This is a genomic window from Pseudomonas sp. GOM6 (assembly GCF_029537485.1).
GTDB lineage: Bacteria > Pseudomonadota > Gammaproteobacteria > Pseudomonadales > Pseudomonadaceae > Aquipseudomonas.
In genome coordinates, this window is sequence record NZ_JARPUS010000012.1 from 95,715 (window position 1) to 111,585 (window position 15,871).

At 64.1% G+C, this 15,871-nt stretch carries 17 protein-coding genes; 6 read left to right on the top strand and 11 right to left on the bottom strand.

Annotation, left to right across the window (positions count from 1 at the left end; all coding sequences use genetic code 11):
- The first annotated feature begins 42 nt into the window (after positions 1-42).
- A complete protein-coding gene (gene arsB / locus P7A97_RS15020) occupies positions 43-1,116 on the top strand; it encodes an ACR3 family arsenite efflux transporter (protein WP_277690778.1) in 1,074 nt (357 codons plus the stop codon).
- 109 nt (positions 1,117-1,225) lie between these two features.
- Here arsB and P7A97_RS15025 read toward each other — a convergent pair whose 3' ends face one another.
- Positions 1,226-2,113 (bottom strand): LysR family transcriptional regulator, encoded by an 888-nt coding sequence (locus P7A97_RS15025; protein WP_277690780.1) that lies wholly within the window; start codon positions 2,111-2,113, stop codon positions 1,226-1,228.
- 78 nt (positions 2,114-2,191) lie between these two features.
- Here P7A97_RS15025 and P7A97_RS15030 point away from each other — a divergent pair, with 78 nt between their 5' ends.
- From P7A97_RS15030 to P7A97_RS15040, 3 genes are all read left to right on the top strand, one after another.
- Positions 2,192-3,154: a DMT family transporter gene (locus P7A97_RS15030; protein WP_277690781.1), complete on the top strand. Its 963-nt coding sequence runs from the start codon at positions 2,192-2,194 to the stop codon at positions 3,152-3,154.
- Between the two features lie 133 nt (positions 3,155-3,287).
- Positions 3,288-4,037, top strand: a complete 750-nt coding sequence (locus tag P7A97_RS15035; RefSeq protein WP_277690782.1) for a M48 family metallopeptidase — start codon at positions 3,288-3,290, stop codon at positions 4,035-4,037.
- Between the two features lie 30 nt (positions 4,038-4,067).
- On the top strand, positions 4,068-4,553 hold the full coding sequence (locus P7A97_RS15040) for a hypothetical protein (protein WP_277690783.1): 486 nt from the start codon (positions 4,068-4,070) through the stop codon (positions 4,551-4,553).
- Between the two features lie 51 nt (positions 4,554-4,604).
- Here P7A97_RS15040 and P7A97_RS15045 read toward each other — a convergent pair whose 3' ends face one another.
- The 7 genes from P7A97_RS15045 to P7A97_RS15075 form a co-directional block, all read right to left on the bottom strand.
- Positions 4,605-5,810 (bottom strand): crosslink repair DNA glycosylase YcaQ family protein, encoded by a 1,206-nt coding sequence (locus P7A97_RS15045; protein WP_277690784.1) that lies wholly within the window; start codon positions 5,808-5,810, stop codon positions 4,605-4,607.
- A 52-nt stretch (positions 5,811-5,862) separates the two neighbouring features.
- Entirely contained in the window at positions 5,863-7,404 is a 1,542-nt protein-coding gene (locus P7A97_RS15050; RefSeq protein WP_277690786.1) for a parallel beta-helix domain-containing protein, read from the bottom strand.
- Positions 7,404-8,603, bottom strand: coding sequence for a cytochrome c peroxidase (locus tag P7A97_RS15055; RefSeq protein ID WP_277690788.1), 1,200 nt, complete (start codon positions 8,601-8,603; stop codon positions 7,404-7,406). Before P7A97_RS15055 ends, P7A97_RS15050 begins: the two co-directional genes overlap by 1 nt.
- Positions 8,603-9,226, bottom strand: a complete 624-nt coding sequence (locus tag P7A97_RS15060) for a c-type cytochrome (RefSeq protein ID WP_277690789.1) — start codon at positions 9,224-9,226, stop codon at positions 8,603-8,605. The genes P7A97_RS15055 and P7A97_RS15060 overlap by 1 nt, the downstream gene beginning before the upstream one ends.
- 62 nt (positions 9,227-9,288) lie before the next feature.
- The gene (locus P7A97_RS15065; RefSeq protein ID WP_277690790.1) at positions 9,289-9,798 is read right to left on the bottom strand and encodes a DUF3291 domain-containing protein; all 510 of its coding nucleotides are present in this window, start codon (positions 9,796-9,798) and stop codon (positions 9,289-9,291) included.
- Positions 9,798-10,748, bottom strand: a complete 951-nt coding sequence (locus P7A97_RS15070; protein WP_277690791.1) for a DMT family transporter — start codon at positions 10,746-10,748, stop codon at positions 9,798-9,800. The genes P7A97_RS15065 and P7A97_RS15070 overlap by 1 nt, the downstream gene beginning before the upstream one ends.
- Before the next feature lie 2 nt (positions 10,749-10,750).
- A complete protein-coding gene (locus P7A97_RS15075; RefSeq protein ID WP_277690822.1) occupies positions 10,751-11,005 on the bottom strand; it encodes a DUF1127 domain-containing protein in 255 nt (84 codons plus the stop codon).
- A gap of 97 nt (positions 11,006-11,102) precedes the next feature.
- Here P7A97_RS15075 and P7A97_RS15080 point away from each other — a divergent pair, with 97 nt between their 5' ends.
- Positions 11,103-11,957: a LysR family transcriptional regulator gene (locus P7A97_RS15080; RefSeq protein ID WP_277690792.1), complete on the top strand. Its 855-nt coding sequence runs from the start codon at positions 11,103-11,105 to the stop codon at positions 11,955-11,957.
- A 42-nt stretch (positions 11,958-11,999) separates the two neighbouring features.
- Here the strand turns inward: P7A97_RS15080 and P7A97_RS15085 are convergent, their stop codons facing one another.
- The gene (locus tag P7A97_RS15085) at positions 12,000-12,746 is read right to left on the bottom strand and encodes a sulfite exporter TauE/SafE family protein (RefSeq protein ID WP_277690823.1); all 747 of its coding nucleotides are present in this window, start codon (positions 12,744-12,746) and stop codon (positions 12,000-12,002) included.
- A gap of 104 nt (positions 12,747-12,850) precedes the next feature.
- Here P7A97_RS15085 and P7A97_RS15090 point away from each other — a divergent pair, with 104 nt between their 5' ends.
- Positions 12,851-13,807 carry a LysR family transcriptional regulator gene (locus P7A97_RS15090; protein ID WP_277690793.1) on the top strand — a complete coding sequence of 319 codons (957 nt, stop codon included), beginning with the start codon at positions 12,851-12,853 and terminating at the stop codon, positions 13,805-13,807.
- A 144-nt stretch (positions 13,808-13,951) separates the two neighbouring features.
- On the opposite strand, the gene efp is transcribed toward P7A97_RS15090, so the two are convergent.
- Positions 13,952-14,524 (bottom strand): elongation factor P, encoded by a 573-nt coding sequence (efp, locus tag P7A97_RS15095; RefSeq protein ID WP_277690794.1) that lies wholly within the window; start codon positions 14,522-14,524, stop codon positions 13,952-13,954.
- 34 nt (positions 14,525-14,558) lie between these two features.
- The gene (earP, locus tag P7A97_RS15100) at positions 14,559-15,695 is read right to left on the bottom strand and encodes an elongation factor P maturation arginine rhamnosyltransferase EarP (RefSeq protein ID WP_277690795.1); all 1,137 of its coding nucleotides are present in this window, start codon (positions 15,693-15,695) and stop codon (positions 14,559-14,561) included.
- Positions 15,696-15,871: the final 176 nt, after the last annotated feature.

Consider the following 15,871-nt stretch of genomic DNA (forward strand, 5'->3'; position numbering starts at 1 on the left):
CGAATATTCTTTACCTTCAGATCCGAAACGAGAGGAGCCACCATGAGCAATGCCTGTGAAGTCGCCACTAAACAGGCCGCGGGAGCCCCCCTGGGTTTCTTTGAGCGCTACCTGACCCTGTGGGTGTTCCTCTGCATCGGTGCCGGCACGCTGCTCGGCCTGCTCGTGCCAGAGGCCGCGCAGGCCGTGGGGGCCATGGAGATTGCGCAGGTGAACATCCCGGTCGGCGTGCTGATCTGGATCATGATCATCCCCATGCTGATGAAGATCGACTTCGCCTCGCTGCATGAAGTGCGCGGGCAGAAAGCCGGCATCGGCGTCACCCTGTTCGTCAACTGGGTGATCAAGCCCTTCTCCATGGCCCTGATCGGCTGGCTGTTCATCAAGATTCTGTTCGCCGACTGGCTGCCGGCCGACCAGCTCGACAGCTACATGGCCGGGCTGATCCTGCTGGGCGCCGCGCCCTGCACGGCAATGGTGTTCGTGTGGAGCAACCTGTGTAACGGCAACGCCAACTTCACCATCAGCCAGGTGGCACTCAATGACCTGGTGATGGTGTTTGCCTTCGCCCCCATTGTCGCCCTGCTGCTCGGCGTGTCGTCGATCCCGGTGCCCTGGGATACCCTGCTGCTGTCGGTGGTGATGTACATCGTCATTCCCCTGGCCATTGCCCAGCTGTTGCGCGCGCACCTGCTAAAACGCGGCAAGCCCGCCTTCGACGCGGCACTGGCGAAGATCGCCCCCTTCTCCATCCTCGCCCTGCTCGGCACCCTGGTGCTGCTGTTCTCCTTCCAGGGCCAGGCTATCGTCGAGCAGCCGCTGGTGATCGGCATGCTGGCCATTCCAATTCTGTTGCAAACCCTGTTTATCGCCGCACTCGGCTACGGGCTGAACCGCGCGCTGAAGGTGCGCCATGACGTGGCCGGCCCCTCGACCATGATCGGTGCGTCCAACTTCTTCGAGCTGGCCGTGGCGGTGGCCATCGTGCTGTATGGCTTCGACTCCGGCGCAGCGCTGGCCACCGTAGTCGGCGTACTGATCGAGGTGCCGGTGATGCTGTGGCTGGTGCGCCTGGTCAACAAGAGCCGCAACTGGTACGAAAAAACGCTCGACTAGACACCTGGCAAGCGCCATGACCTGCGGCCCGAGAGTGAAGGTTCAGTGACCGCTCATCCCCAGGCCACAGGAACGAAGCTCTTACGCCTGGCGCTATACCAGCCCTCACCTAAGCCGCTGCGATCAGGCAATCGACCAGCTCGGCGGCAAAGCCCGACAACAGCTCGCGCTTGCGCACGCACACCTTAAGGTCGCGTCGGGCCCAAGGTTCATCCAGCTCGATGACCGCCAACGGCGTGCGTGAGGTGCTGGTGGCAATGGCACTGTGCGGCACCATGCCGATGCCCACGCCGGCGCTGACCATGCGGCACACGGCCTCGAAACTGCGTACCTGGATACGCACCTCCAGGTGCCGACCGAGCGCCGCGGCAGCATTCATGGTGAAGGTATGGATGGCCGAGCCGGCGTGCAGCATCACGAAGGGATGCGCCAGCACGGCGGCAAAGGGCGCGTTGCCGAGCGCCGCCACAGGGTGCTCCGGCGGGGCGATCAGCACCAGGCGATCAGCCCGGTAGGGAATCAGCTCGACCTCCGCGCCCTCGACCAGATCCGCCACCACGCCGACCTCGACTTCACCGCGGGCCACGGCCATCACCACTTCCGGGCTGGTGTGTTCTTCCAGCGAAATGCTGACCTGCGGGTGTCGCTGCAGGAAGGCCGCGAGGCTGTCCGGCAGAAAGGTATGGGTCGCATGAGTATTCGCCCACAGGCTGACATGGCCGCGCACGCCGTGGGCGAACGGCGCCAGGTCGGCATGCATCTGTTCCAGCTGGGCGAACACCTGGCGGGCATGCCGCAACAGGGCCTCGCCGGCACGGGTCAGGCTGACGCCACGCGGCTCGCGCACCAGCAGCGGCGTGCCCATCGACGCCTCCAGCAGGCGCATGCGATGACTGGCCGAGGATGCCGCCAGGTGCACGCGCTCGGCGCCACGGGTCAGGTTGCGCGCCTCGGCAATGGCCACGAAGAGGCGTAGATCGGTCAGGTCGTAGTGCATAGAGTTCGTCTAATCCGAACGATAGCTTGCGAAAAAACCAATTCTAGACGGACATCAACCACAGGATCATTCGTCTCGATGAAATCTTCTGAGGTCCGCCGCATGCCCTGGAAAACCCTGTCCGCCGAACGCCTGGGCATCCTGCTGGCCGTCCTGGCCGCTTTCGGTTTCTCCTTTAAGGCCATCTTCGTCAAGCTGGCCTATGCCGAAGCAGCGGTGGACCCGGTCACCCTGCTGGCGCTGCGCATGAGCTTCGCCCTGCCCTTCGCCCTGTTCGCCGCACTCTGGCTGTGTCGTAACGCGCCGCCGCTGAGCCGCAAGGACTGGGGACTTCTGCTCGCCCTCGGCCTGCTCGGTTACTACGGCGCCAGCATCCTCGACTTCATCGGTCTGCAATACATTTCCGCCGCACTGGAGCGTCTGATCCTGTTCACCTACCCGACCCTCACCGTGCTGATCGGCGTGATGTTCATGGGCAAGCGCCTGGAGCGGCGCCAGATCGGTGCACTGCTGTTGTCCTACGCGGGCATCGGTCTGGCCTTCGCCCATGACCTGGAGGTGGCTGGCGATAGCAAAACCGTGCTGATCGGCGCCGCCTTCGTCTTCGCCTCCGCGCTGTCGTATGCGCTGTACAGCGCCGGAGCGGAAGTCTCCATCCGCAACCTCGGCACCCTGCGTTTCGCTGCCCTGGCCATCATCGTGTCCACCTTCGCCACGCAGTTGCACTTCGTGCTCAGCCAGCCGTTCTGGGCCCTGCAGCAGCCTGCGGCCGTCTACGGGTACAGCGCGGCGATGGCCCTGTTCTCCACGGTGCTGCCGGTGCTCTGGCAGTCCGCGGCGGTCCACCGCATCGGCGCGGCGCGCACCGTGCTGATCGGTACGCTGGGGCCAATCCTGACCATTTTCTTCGGCTGGCTGCTGCTGGCCGAGCCCCTGTCGCTGGAGCAGATGCTGGGCGCCGGCCTGGTACTGGCGGGCGTAATGCTGGTGTCGCGGCGCACGATTCGCCCCTTGCCGGCCGCAACAATGCCTGCGCGCTAAGCCTTGCCCAGCGGGCCGCCAGCTGCGACCCGCTTCACACTTTGCACCGCTCTTATCAACGACAATGCCGCGCCGGCCAGGATGCCGACGCGGCCTGGCCATTTCCGCCGATCCACCTTCAAGGACGATTTCCATGAAACTGCAGCACTCCCTTTCCGCCCTCGCCCTCGCCACCCTGCTCGCCGGCTGCCAGAACATGAGCCCCGATGCCATGCTCAACACCGGACTGCAGGCCGTGCAGGCCGCCACCCTCGGCGATGCCGAAGTGAAAGCCATGGCCGACGAAGCCTGCGCGCAGATGGACGCCCAGTCGCCCATCGCCCCGGCCGAAAGCCCGTACAGCAAGCGCCTGGAGAAGATCGCCGCCAACCTCGGCAGCCAGGCCGGCGGCACCCCGGTCAACTACAAGGTCTACCTCACCGACGAGGTCAATGCCTGGGCCATGGCCAACGGCTGCGTTCGGGTCTACAGCGGCCTGATGGATCTGATGAACGACAACGAAGTGGAAGGCGTGCTCGGTCACGAGATGGGCCACGTCGCCCTCGGCCACACCAAGAAGGCCATGCAGACCGCCTACGCCACTTCGGTGGCCCGCGGCGCCATCGCCACCTCCGGCAACAGCGCGGCCATGGCGCTGTCCAGCTCGCAACTGGGCGACCTGGGTGAAGCGCTGATCAACGCGCAGTTCTCCCAGTCCCAGGAAAGCGCCGCCGACGACTTCTCCTTCGACCTGCTGAAACAGCGCGGCATACCGCTGGAAGGGCTGGCCAGCGCCTTCGACAAACTGGCTGAACAGGGCGGCGGCGACAGCAGCATGTTCGACTCCCACCCAGGCTCGGCCGACCGCGCCGCGCACATTCGTCAGCGCATCGCCGCCGAGTAACAACGGAGCAACAACCACATGGAGGTAAACATGCAGATCAAAGCCACGCTGATAGCGGCCCTGACCCTTTTGCTAGTGGGCTGCGGCAACGATTACGACAAAGCCATCGGCCTGTACCAGTACGAGAACAAGTTCACCGGCTCAGAGAGAGTTGCCGAAATCAAGAAGGACGGCGACACCTACCTCTTTATCGAGAACGTCCTGAACAACACCGACCCCATGGCGCTGAGCGAGTCGGACGAGGGGCTGTCCTACCGAAACACGCCACTCAAACTCTCCGAAGACGGCAATACCCTGTACTTCGGCCCCATCAATGGCACCAGGATCAGTAGCGACGATCTCAAGGTCAAATTTGCCGCCATCAAGAACGACAAAAAGATCTGCAAGGAGTTGCGAGAGCAGGTGATTGCCAATAAGTCGTTAGAAAAAAATGAATGGAACGCTTATGTAAAAGACGTCAGGGGAAAAATGCCCAAGGGATGCCGCATAAGCGAAGCGAATGAGCGCTGGTTCTAATCCGCCTGCCCCATCGCGGCTGAAGCCGCTCCCACGCTAGGCTTACGGTCGCTACCTCAACAGCGGCCGTAACAGCCCGGCCACCGGCGAACGACAGTTCAACGCCACCTCCACCAGCCCCAGCCACTGCGCCAGCGCCCGCAGTTCCTCAGCCAGGGCGTGCAGCGCCTCCTCGCTCAATACCACCTCCTCCAGATGCACGGCATGCACCGCCAGGCGCCCCTGTGCCCGCTCACTGCGCAGGTCGAGCCGCGCCAGTAGGCGTTCGTGGTGCAGAAAAGGCAGCACGTAGTAGCCGTACACCCGCTTGGCCGGCGGGGTGTAGATCTCCAGGCGGTAGCGGAAGCCGAACAGGCGTTCGGTGCGTTCGCGCGCCCAGATCAGCGAGTCGAAGGGCGACAGCAGCGCACTGGCCTTTACGCGCCGCGGAATACTCGGTTCGCCATGGCAGTAGGCCGCTTGTTTCCAGCCTTCGACAGTAACCCGGCGCAGTTCGCCCGCCTCGACCAGTTCGGCGATGCGCGTTTTGGCAGTGTCGGCATCCAGGCGGTAGTAGTCGCGCAGGTCGCGCTCCGTTGCCACGCCGAGGGAGGCGGCCGATTTCAGCAACAACCGGCGCTGCGCTTCGGCCTCATCGATCTCGGAGTGCTCGAACTGAGCCGGCGGAATCACCCGTTCCGGCAGGTCGTACAGACGCTCGAAACCACGTCGCCCAGCCACTGTCACTTCGCCCGCGGCAAACAGCCATTCCAGCGCATGCTTCTCCGCGCTCCAGTCCCACCAGGGGCCGGCCTTCTCCTGGCGCGTGCTCAGGCTGCCCGCGCCCAGGGCACCCTGCTCGCGTACCGTCTGCAGCACACGCCGGATCACATCCTGTTGCTGGCGACCGAACTCGGCCAGTTGCCGATAGATGCCCTGCCCGTCTGCGGCCCGGCGCATACGCCAGCGCAGCAGCGGATACAGCTCCAGAGGCAACAGCGAAGCCTCGTGGCCCCAGTATTCGAACAGGCGGCGCTGGCGCGGCGCACCCCAGGCCAGGCGGTCGAGCAATTCAGGTTGATAGTGGCCGAGTCGGGAGAAGGCCGGCAGGTAGTGCGAGCGCACCAGGGCGTTGACCGAGTCGATCTGCAGCACGCCAAGCCGCTCGATCTGCACCTGCAACTGGCGCGGGCCAACAACTCCGCGTGACGGGCGAGTGAAGCCCTGGGCTGCCAGGGCCAGGCGGCGGGCTTCGGCTAGGGACAGTGACAGGCTCATGGAAGCTGAGCCTAGCAGGCGGCGCCTCGGGCTGGCGCCGCCTGCTGGATAGTTACTCTGCCCGTGCCGCGTTGGACGCCGGGTCGTTGAAGAAGCCCTTGTTGTCCACGCCGAGCATGAACTTGGCCACGGCCAGGCGCATTTCCGGGCTGAGGTAGTCCTGCTTGGGCATGGCCGGGTAGTCGTCGCGCTTCTTCTGCGGGTTGGCGATGTACTCGGCCAGCCCCTCGGGGTTGTCCATGTACAGCGCCTGGATCACTTCCACCGGCGGGCCGATCATGCGCATGCCGTAGGCGTGGCAGCCGGTGCAGACACCGTAGTAGGCCATCTTGCCTTTGTCGGTCTCACTGAAGGCATGCGGTTCGGCCGGTTCCGGCAGCAGGTAGGTGCGGGTTGCTACGGTGCTGCTGAAACCGCAGGTGCCATAGTCCTTGAGGCCGATGGTCGGGTAGCGCTGGCGGTCGAGGATGCAGCTTTCACGGCTCTCGCCAACGTTGATGATGTCCACCGGCTCCTGGGTGAAGGTCGCCAGCTTCAGCGCCTTGATCTCGTCGATCGGCTCGCTGCCGTTGTTGAACATCAGGTTGTCGAGGATCGCCACCTTGTCCGACTTGGGATCGGATTCCGGGTCCTTGGAGATGTTGGCGAAGCTGTCGTGGTCGGTGATGACGATGCCGACGTTCTTGTTGCCGGTGATGATGTTGTTCTCGATGGTCACCTCGTCGGCGGCCATCACGATGATCCCGGTGCCGGCCGGCACGCCGGCGACGATGGAGCCCGGCGCGGCGAAGTTGGCGTGGTTGTTATCGTTGATGAAGTTGTTGCGAATGATCACATCGACCGTGGTCTTGATCGGCAGGCCGGGGGTGATGAACGCGAGAATACCGCCGGTGTTGTCGTACACCTTGTTGTGCTCGACGATGGCGTGGCGGCTGTTCTCGATCTCAATGCCGGCGACGTTGCCGAACACCTCGTTGGTGGTCACATGGATGTTGTCGCACATGCCCACGTAGATGGCCGCGTCCTCGATGCCGGTGAGCACGTTGTGGCTGACCAGACCATTCTTGCCCAGCTGCGGGAAGATACCGTAGACCCCGGTGTCGACCACATGGTTGTTGCGGATCAGGAAGTTGTTGGCCGCCTGCCCCATGATCCCGTTGCCCTTGTAATGGGTGATGCGCAGGTTCTCCACGGTGACGTTGTTGCCCGAATAGAGCACCGCGTCGTTGAGTTTGCTCTCGCCCTCCATCGTTGGCCACTGGCCGTTCTCGATCACCCCGCTGAGCAGGATGTCGTCCTTGTCAATGTACACGGTTTCCTTGTAGGTGCCGGGAAACACGCGGATCACGTCGCCTGGTGCGGCGCGCTTGACCGCCTCCTGGATCGACTGACCGTCGCGCACCTCGTGCACCTGGCCCTTGCCGCTGGCGCCCACCGACTGTGCCAGCTCGCCCTTGAAGGCCACCTGGCTGGCGTAGCGGTCTGCGCCGCCGACCACCGTGGCACTGTTGTCGCTACCCAGCTGGGTGCCCAGCCAGGTGCCGCCGCCGAGCAGGCCGATGGCGGCGGCGAGGGTCAGCAGTTTCTTGCCCATTATTGTTCTCCTTGTTGTGCAAGTGTGGCGCGCAGCGCCTCGGGTTCACGGCCGAGCGGCGTCAGGCCGGACGGTACCTGTGCGGGAATGGCCGGTGTAAAAGTCTCGTCGGTCAGGGTCTGCATGAAGTCGACCAGGCGATCCAGCTCCTCATCGGTCAGCTTCGGCTCCCAGATGTGCCAGTGCAGGGTCAGCTTGTCCTTCTCCTCAGCCGGCAGCGCGTGGCCACGGCCAAGGGTGTAGAACTCACTGGCTTCGCGCAGGCTGGCGAAGGTGCCGGAATGCATGTAGGGCGCGGTGCGCGCGATATTGCGCAGCGACGGTACCTTGAAGCCGCCGCGCCAGGTGGGGTTGTCGAACACCGCCCCGGCGCCCGGATCGAAGGCCCGGCCCTCAGGCTCCGGCACGCCGATCACCGCCACCTGCTGGTTGGTGAAAAGCGGCGGCGTATGGCATTCGGCGCAGCGCGCGACGAACGAGCGGAACACGTTGAGGCCCTCGATCTCCTTGGCGTTCAGTGCCTCGGCATAACCGTGGGCGTACTGGTCGTAGCGGCTGTTGAGCGATACCAGCGAACTCTCGAAGGCGGCGATGGCGGCGTAGATCTGCTCCAGCCCCACGTCCTTGCCGCCCAGTTGCGGATAGGCCTGGGCAAACAGACGGCGATATTCGCCGCTGGCGTTGATGCGTTCGAGCACCTGCTGCGGCGTGCTGCCCATCTCCTTGGGCGAATACAGCGGGCCGGCCACCTGTTCCTCCAGCGTGCTGGCACGTGCATCCCAGAACAGCTTGTCCATGAACGCCATGTTCCACAGGCTGGGCGCGGCGCGGCCGGCATCTTCGCCATGAATGCCCTGGCTGCGTGCGCGGCCATCGGAGAAACCCAGCTTGGGGTGATGGCAGCTGCCGCACGACAGGCTCTGGTCGCCGGACAGCACGGGATCGAAGAACAGATGGCGGCCGAGGTCGATCTGCTGCGCCGTGAAACCGTCGCGATAGGGCGGCAGCGCGGTCTTCAGGCCGCCAACGCCGCGCTGTTCCAGTGAGCTGTACTGCTGATAGAGGCTACGCAGGTGGCAGGCATCGCCGGCATCCTGCTCGAAACCGGGTGGACAGACCTGGGACAGCTCGATAACAGCCGGTTGCGCCTGGGCGGCCGAGGCCAGCAGGGTCGCGGCCAGAAACAACGCGCGTCCCATTATTGCGCCCCCAGTTGCTCGAGGTGGACGAGGATGTCCTGCAGCTCGGCGTCGTTCACCGTGCCGGCCATCATCTTCATCTGCTTGCCGTAGCGGTCCTGGCCGTCGTAACCGCGCAGGCCCTGGCGGAAATGCTGGACCTGGCGCAGCAGATACTGGTCACCGACTTGGGTCAGACGCGGCGCGCTGAACGCCGGATTACCCTCACCCTTGCCGCCGTGACAGGCTGCACACTTGGCCTGATACAGCTTGCCGCCGTTGCCCGCATCGCCCTGCAGGCTGGCGGCCACGACCGGTTGCGCCAGGCCGCTCAGATAGTCGGCCACGGCCTGCGCATCGGTGTCTGTCAGGGTCTTGGCCAGTGGCGCCATCAACGCCCCGCCAGTGTCGCCAGGCTGCGTTCCGCGCTGACCATCGCGAAAATGCTGCAGCTGGCGCCGCAGATAGTCGGCCGGCTGTCCCGCCAGGGCCGGCGCACCGAGCGCGGCGTTACCTTCGGCGCTGGCGCCGTGGCACGCCACGCACTGGGTCTGGAACAGGGTCTGCCCGGCATCGGGGCTGGCACAATGCGCAATGCCCGGCACGCCAAGGGCCAGGCAGAGAAAAAAGGAGCGGGCTTTCACGGCGGTATCTCGATTTCTTGTTGTTATTCAGGTGCTGCTCTCTATCCCCAGCAGCCCAGAAACTATGGTGCCAAGCCTGCGCGAAAAGAAGTGCCATGAGCGCCATTTCTGCCATCCGATTCAGCCAAATCCGGCGCAGCACAGGCCTGTCGAAAGCTGAAGGCATATGCACTCGGACCCTGCTCGCGCAAATGGGCCAGGCGCTCGGCCGCCTCCCTCACATCCGGGCAATGCCCAGCCGGCACCCACCACAGCACCTGGTGCGCCTGCTCGACCTTGTCGAACCATTCGCGACGGCGCTTGAGCATTTCGGTATGTGCGCCCTTGTACACGTAGTCGCTGAGCGACTGCACATCCTGCCAAACGGACATATTGACCAGCACCTCGTCGCCGAAAGGGCGAATGGCGGTGGCATCGCCCTCCTCGTCCTGCAATCGCCAAACGAAGCCGGGCGCGGCCTCGGCCAGGGCATTGATACGCTCGAGGTTGGCGACGAAGTCGGCCAGCTGCGGCGATTCCAGCGGGGCCTTGAGCTGAGCGATATTGAGCTGGGCCAGGTGATAGTTCGCCATCAAGGTAACTCCGTTTCGATCCTTGGATTTTTCGCCCGCCGACTGAGCCAGGCGTGACTGCTGACCAGCACGATGCCCACTAGCACCAGCGCGGCCCCTGTGACGAAGTTCAGGGTCAGCGGTTCGTCCAGCACCAGCACGCCGAAGGTCACGCCATACAGCGGAGTCATGAACGAGAACACCGCCAGGTTGGAGGCCAGGTAACGGCGCAGCAGCCAGAACCAGATCAGGTAGCTGCCAAAAGCCACCACCACGCCCTGGAACACTACCGAGCCGATCGCCACGGGCGTCCAGCGCACGGGGCCGAGCTGCCCGGTGAACAGCAGATACCCCAAAAGCAGGACAGACGCTGCCGCGAGCTGATAGAACAGGGTCAGCCCGGCCGGCGCCTCGGACAGGCGAGAACCCCGCACCACCACAGTGGTCAGGCCCCACGACAGCCCGGCGAGCAGACCCAGCAGATCCCCCAGCAGCATGCGCCGATCCAGACCCGACCAGTGCGCGCCGGCGCCGAAGGCCAGCACCACGCCGGTGAAGCACAGGCCGATGCCCAGCCACTGGGCGGGCTTGAGCCGTTCACTCGGCAGCAGCACGTGCAACCCCAGTGCCGAGAAAATCGGCGCCGTGTAGAGAAACACCGCCATGTGCGAAGCCGAGGTCAGGCGCAGCCCCTCGGCAATGAAGAAGAACTCCAGGGCGAACAGCACGCCTGCCAGCAGACCGCCACGCCAGGTACAGGACAGCCAAGAGTGCCAGCCACCCTGCCAGAGCAACAGCAGGCCCACCAGCAGCGCGGCGATGGCCGAGCGCAGCAGCACTTGCAGCAGCGGCGCGATATCCGCCGCCGCCAGCTTGATCGCCACCTGCTGGAAACCCCAGATGGCGCACAACACCAGCATCAGCTGGAACAAGAACAGGTCGGCACCTTGGCGAACACCGGTTGACGACATCATCACTCCTCGAAGGGCCCAGGGCCTGTTTGCGTGAACGGATCATCCCAGAACGGCCGCTCGCTTTCCTGCAATACCTCGCCACGGCTCAGGCCGAGATCCTTGAGCGCGGCCTCATCGAGCATGGCCAGTTGCCGGCGTTCACGCGCCAGCTGCCACCAGCGCCGCAGCTGCCACCACAGCCGCCGCGGACGCGGCCAGTGAATACTGTCCAGCGAAATGGAATGTGCGATGGCAAAACCTTTTTGACCTTTCATCATCACGCCCTCCCTATGGGGTTGGCGCCAGTTTCGGTTCACGCTTAAGATCAATCCAACGAATGTTTCTTATGCCACGCATCTTGGAGATTGATGAATGGCCAATTATCCCAGCATCGATACCGAACTGCTGCGCAGCTTCGTCGCCATCGCCGACAACGGTGGCTTCACCCGCGCCGCAGAGGCGGTCAACCGCACCCAGTCGGCGGTGAGCATGCAGATGAAGCGCCTGGAGGACGACGTGGTGCAGCGCGCCCTGTTCGAGCGTGACGGCCGCCAGGTCCGCCTCACGCCCGAAGGCCAGGTACTGCTGGGCTACGCGCGGCGTATCCTCAAGCTGCACGGCGAAGTGCTCAACACCCTGCGCGAGCCGCACATGGTCGGCGCCGTGCGCATCGGCACGCCGGACGACTACGTGATGCGTTTTCTGCCGGACATCCTCTCGCGCTTCGCCCAAGCCTACCCACTGGTGCAGGTGGAAGTGCACTGCGAACCCTCGGGGCAGCTGCTGCAACGCCAGGATCTGGACCTGACCATCGTCACCCGCGAGCCGGGCAAGGAGATCGGCCAGCTGCTGCGCCAGGAGCGCTTCGTCTGGGCCGAGGCTCAGGGCTTCAGCCCGCACGAGCAGAACCCGATGCCGCTGGCCATGTTCAACGCCGACTGCTTCTGCCGCGCCTGGGCCTGCAACGCGCTGGACGCCCGGGAGCGCCCCTATCGCATCGCCTATACCAGCCCCAGCCTGTCGGCGATCTTCGCCGTGGTCGGTGCGGGCCTGGCGGTCACGGCCCAGTTGCAGAGCCTGATCACCCCGGACCTGCGCATCCTCGGCGAGGCCGAAGGCCTGCCCATCCTGCCCACGACCAGCATCGTACTGTTGCGCAATTCGCAGCGCAGCTCACAGGTCATCGACACCCTGGCCGAACACATCGTCGAAGGCTTTCGCCTGTAGCCCGGCCCAGTGGGAGCGGCTTCAGCCGCGATGAACGCCCTGCTACTTGAATGCCAGCAACACCGCGCAGAGCAGCAAAAACCCGCAGAACAACCCACGCAGGACCTTCTCCGGCAGCGCATGGGCCAACTTCACCCCCCAGCTGATGCTGAGCAGGCCACCCACCGCCAGAGGAATGCCCATGGCCCAGTCGACATGATCGTGCAGCGCATAGGTCAGCAGCGTCACGCCGGTACTGGGCAGCGCCAGGGCCAGCGATAACCCCTGAGCCATCAGTTGCCCGGCACCGAAGATATTGGTCAACACCGGCACCGCCAGCACCGCGCCGCCGACACCGAACAGCCCACCCAGCGCTCCCGCCGCACCGCCCACGACACCCAGCCAGGGCCAGGGATAGCGCAACGCCTGAGAAGCCACTGGGGTGCGCATAAACAGGCGAGTCAGGTTGTACAGCGCCAGCACCACGAGAAAGCCGACAAAGGCCAGGCGCATGCGCTCGGCCTGCAGCTCGACGGCGTACAACGACGCCAGCCAGGCACAGACGATGCCTGACCCCGCCAGCAGCAACGCATAGCGGGGTTCGATGCGGTTGCGCTGGTTGTAGCGCCACAGCGCCAGCACCACGTTGGGCACCACCATCACCAGCGCCGTGCCCTGGGCCAGCTGCTGGTCCAGGCCGAACAGTACGCCCAGCGCGGGAATCGCCACCAGGCCACCGCCGATGCCGAACAGGCCACCCACGGTCCCCATCGCCAGGCCCAACAGCAGATTCAACAGCAGATCGATCATGCTCATGCCACCTCCACAGTCTGGACGGCATGCTAGCCAACAGAAGATAGCCAGGAAACGCACAGCCACGCACAATGGCTTTGCTAATTACGCAAAGGCAGACCATGAACCCCGATCAGCTCACCGACCAGTTCGCGCTCTATCTGGATGTGCTGGAAAGCGGCAGCTTCTCTGCAGCAGCGCGCCGCCAGCAGCTCACGCCCTCAGCCGTGTCGCGGCGCATCGACGCACTGGAGCGCGCCCTTGGCTGTGCGTTGTTCGTGCGCAGCACCCATGCGGTCAAAGCCACCCCAGCGGGCCTGGCTTTCGCCGAACGCGCCCGGCGCATCCTGACCGAACTGCATCAGGCCCGCGCCGAAGCAGTGTCACTGAGCAGCGCTCCCGAGGGCCTGATCCGTATCGACGCGCCCTCGCCCTTCGGCCGCCGCCATCTGGCGCCGGCCATTGCCGAATTCCTCACCCGTTATCCCGGCCTGGACGTGCAACTACGTCTGATCGACAGCTTCATCGACCTACAGGGCGAACACCTGGGTGAGGTGGATCTGGTGCTGCGCATCGGCCCGCTGGCTGACACCCGCCTGGTTGCCACGCCTCTGGCGCCCATGGTGCGCGTCCTCTGCGCCAGTCCCGACTACATCAAGCGCCGTGGCCTGCTGCGCGATGCGCGTGAGATTCCCGAACATGACGGCCTGGACTGGGACGCCCTGGCACCGCCACATGCCTGGCGCTTCGAGGTCGACGGCCGCTTGCAACTGCTGCGCCCGGGCCGCCTGCGGATGACCGCCAACAACGCCGAAGCCCTGCTATTCAGTGCCGTGGCCGGCCTAGGCATCGCCCACCTGCCGACCTGGCTGATCAGCGAGCAGCTGCTGCGCGGCGAACTGCTACCGCTGCTCTGCGACGGCGGTCTGCCGCCCGCCGAGCCCAGCGGCATCTATGCCCTGCGCCTGGCCAGCGAGGCCAGCTCACGCACCCGCCTGTTGCTGGAATTCCTCAGGCAACGCTTCGCGCCCGTTCCCCCCTGGGATCTGGCCCTGCAGCGCGGCCTGAAGATGGACTGATCTGTTCCAAAAACGGCTCTGCCAACGAACATAAGGCACGAGCATCGCGGCTAAAGCCGCTCCCATTCAAAGCAAGACCGACAACAAAACGCAGGCAAGAAAAAGCCCGGCACATGGCCGGGCTTTTCGTGCGAGGCGTGGGCCTTAGGCCGGCGCCTGGGTACGGCTCTTGTAGGAACCGTCGCGGGTGTCGATTTCGATCCAGTCGTCGATGTTGCAGAAGTCTGCAACCTTGACTTCGGTACCGTTGCGCAGCTTGGCCGGCTTCATCACCTTGCCGGAAGTGTCGCCACGGGCAGAGTTCTCGGTGTAGGTGATCTGGCGAACGATGGTGGTCGGCAGGTCAACGGAGATCACTTTGCCTTCGAAGAACACGGCTTCGCAGATGTCGGTCATGCCTTCTTCGATGAACGGCAGAACGCTTTCCAGATCTTCGGCGCGCAGCTCGTAGGAGTTGTACTCCGGGTCCATGAAGACGTAGTCCTCACCGCTGATGTAGGACAGGGTCACTTCCTTGCGCTCAAGGATGACCGGCTCCATCTTGTCGTCGGCCTTGTAAACGGTCTCGGTCTTGGAGCCGTTGATCAGGTTCTTCAGCTTCATCTTGACGATGGCGCTGTTACGGCCGGACTTGGTGAATTCGGCTTTCTGAATCAGCCACGGGTGGCCGTCGATCAGAGCCACGCTGTTGGGCTTCATTTCTTGTGCGGTTTTCATACGAGTATCCGGATTTGGATGGAGGTACAGATTTCTAGGCCGCGCATGATAGCCAATTTCGGTAAAACTGCACCAGTGCCGAGGCGAGATCAGGACGAGAGGCTTGTTGCTGGAACCAGCTCTCAGCCCACTCAGTCAGGGCCGGAGACTGCTCCAGCCAGTCCAGCCAAGCCTGCTGCATGTCACCAGCACCATTCCAGGCTCGATACAGGTCACGCGTAGCACTCGCCTGTTCAGGCGTCTGAGCCGCGCAATAGCGATCAAGGAAGGCCTCCAGCTTATCCCAGTGCGCCCCCTCTTCCTGCTGATAGATATGCCACAGCAGCGGCCGGCCGGCCCACTGGGCGCGAACGAAGGAGTCCTCGCCGCGCACCGCGTTGAAATCGCAACTCCACAAGAGCCGGTCATAGTCAGCCTGGCTGAGAAACGGCAGCAGCTGTGCCCGCACACTGCCACGCTGCCAGACACCAGCCTGCTCCTCCCCAAACCAGCGGCGCAGGTCGCCCTCAATACGCCCCTGGGGCACCAGCAACAGCGTCGCCTGCGTATCCGCCGCCAGGGCGTCCAGCCAGCCGGCCAGCGCCGGGTTCTCATAGGCGAACAGGGAAATCAGCCGGGTACCGGCTGCCTGGGTTACACCGATCCTGGCAAGAAACGCTCGTCGCGCCTGAACATCGGCCTGGAACGCTCGACGCCGAGCGAGTAGATCCCCCTCACGCAACAGACCGCCGGTGCCTTCGCTGAATCCGGGGAAGAAGAAGAATTTCTGCAAGCCCCCCGCCTGAGGTGATGGCAGGCCGTGGCAACCGGCTACCCAGTCCTCGGCACTGAGGTACTCCAGATTCAGCCACAGCGGTTTGCGCACCCGCTCGGTCATGGCCTCAACGTAACTGGCCGGCAGCGTGCAGGCAAAGGCTTCGATCACCACATCGGCCACCTCCACCAGCGGAAAGTCCTTGGGCCAGTGACAAATCTCCACGCCATCAATCAGCTGTATAGCCAGCCGAGCATCAGCCTGTGGACAGAGGCGCACAAACGCAGCGGGCTCATCGACCCAAAGGCGTACCTGCAGCTCCTGCTCGGCAACCAGTTGCCGGGCCAGACGCCAGGTCACCCCGATATCGCCGTAGTTATCCACCACGCAGCAGAAAATGTCCCAACGCTCGCTCATTGATACCCCCGGATCACTGGGCGTGCACCTTAGTCGTTAGCATCACGGCTGCCCACCCCGAAGAGATGATCGATAGGTCAGCTTTACTGGCCAAACGCCACGCCACCATTTGTCCGAAACCCCGTAGATAGAAGCATCGAGCGATTACAACGTTTTCCTATATAGCAACTATATTT

Bases quoted from the DNA above. Each gene is read 5' to 3' on its own strand.
- P7A97_RS15055 (WP_277690788.1), bottom strand. From the start codon at position 8,603: ATGGGACGCGCGTTGTTTCTGGCCGCGACCCTGCTGGCCTCGGCCGCC.
- P7A97_RS15070 (WP_277690791.1), bottom strand. From the start codon at position 10,748: ATGTCGTCAACCGGTGTTCGCCAAGGTGCCGACCTGTTCTTGTTCCAG.
- earP (WP_277690795.1), bottom strand. From the start codon at position 15,695: ATGAGCGAGCGTTGGGACATTTTCTGCTGCGTGGTGGATAACTACGGC.
- P7A97_RS15090 (WP_277690793.1), top strand. From the start codon at position 12,851: ATGAACCCCGATCAGCTCACCGACCAGTTCGCGCTCTATCTGGATGTG.
- P7A97_RS15080 (WP_277690792.1), top strand. From the start codon at position 11,103: ATGGCCAATTATCCCAGCATCGATACCGAACTGCTGCGCAGCTTCGTC.
- efp (WP_277690794.1), bottom strand. From the start codon at position 14,524: ATGAAAACCGCACAAGAAATGAAGCCCAACAGCGTGGCTCTGATCGAC.
- P7A97_RS15050 (WP_277690786.1), bottom strand. From the start codon at position 7,404: ATGGGCAAGAAACTGCTGACCCTCGCCGCCGCCATCGGCCTGCTCGGC.
- P7A97_RS15085 (WP_277690823.1), bottom strand. From the start codon at position 12,746: ATGATCGATCTGCTGTTGAATCTGCTGTTGGGCCTGGCGATGGGGACC.
- P7A97_RS15030 (WP_277690781.1), top strand. From the start codon at position 2,192: ATGAAATCTTCTGAGGTCCGCCGCATGCCCTGGAAAACCCTGTCCGCC.
- P7A97_RS15035 (WP_277690782.1), top strand. From the start codon at position 3,288: ATGAAACTGCAGCACTCCCTTTCCGCCCTCGCCCTCGCCACCCTGCTC.
- arsB (WP_277690778.1), top strand. From the start codon at position 43: ATGAGCAATGCCTGTGAAGTCGCCACTAAACAGGCCGCGGGAGCCCCC.
- P7A97_RS15040 (WP_277690783.1), top strand. From the start codon at position 4,068: ATGCAGATCAAAGCCACGCTGATAGCGGCCCTGACCCTTTTGCTAGTG.
- P7A97_RS15025 (WP_277690780.1), bottom strand. From the start codon at position 2,113: ATGCACTACGACCTGACCGATCTACGCCTCTTCGTGGCCATTGCCGAG.
- P7A97_RS15045 (WP_277690784.1), bottom strand. From the start codon at position 5,810: ATGAGCCTGTCACTGTCCCTAGCCGAAGCCCGCCGCCTGGCCCTGGCA.
- P7A97_RS15075 (WP_277690822.1), bottom strand. From the start codon at position 11,005: ATGAAAGGTCAAAAAGGTTTTGCCATCGCACATTCCATTTCGCTGGAC.
- P7A97_RS15065 (WP_277690790.1), bottom strand. From the start codon at position 9,798: ATGGCGAACTATCACCTGGCCCAGCTCAATATCGCTCAGCTCAAGGCC.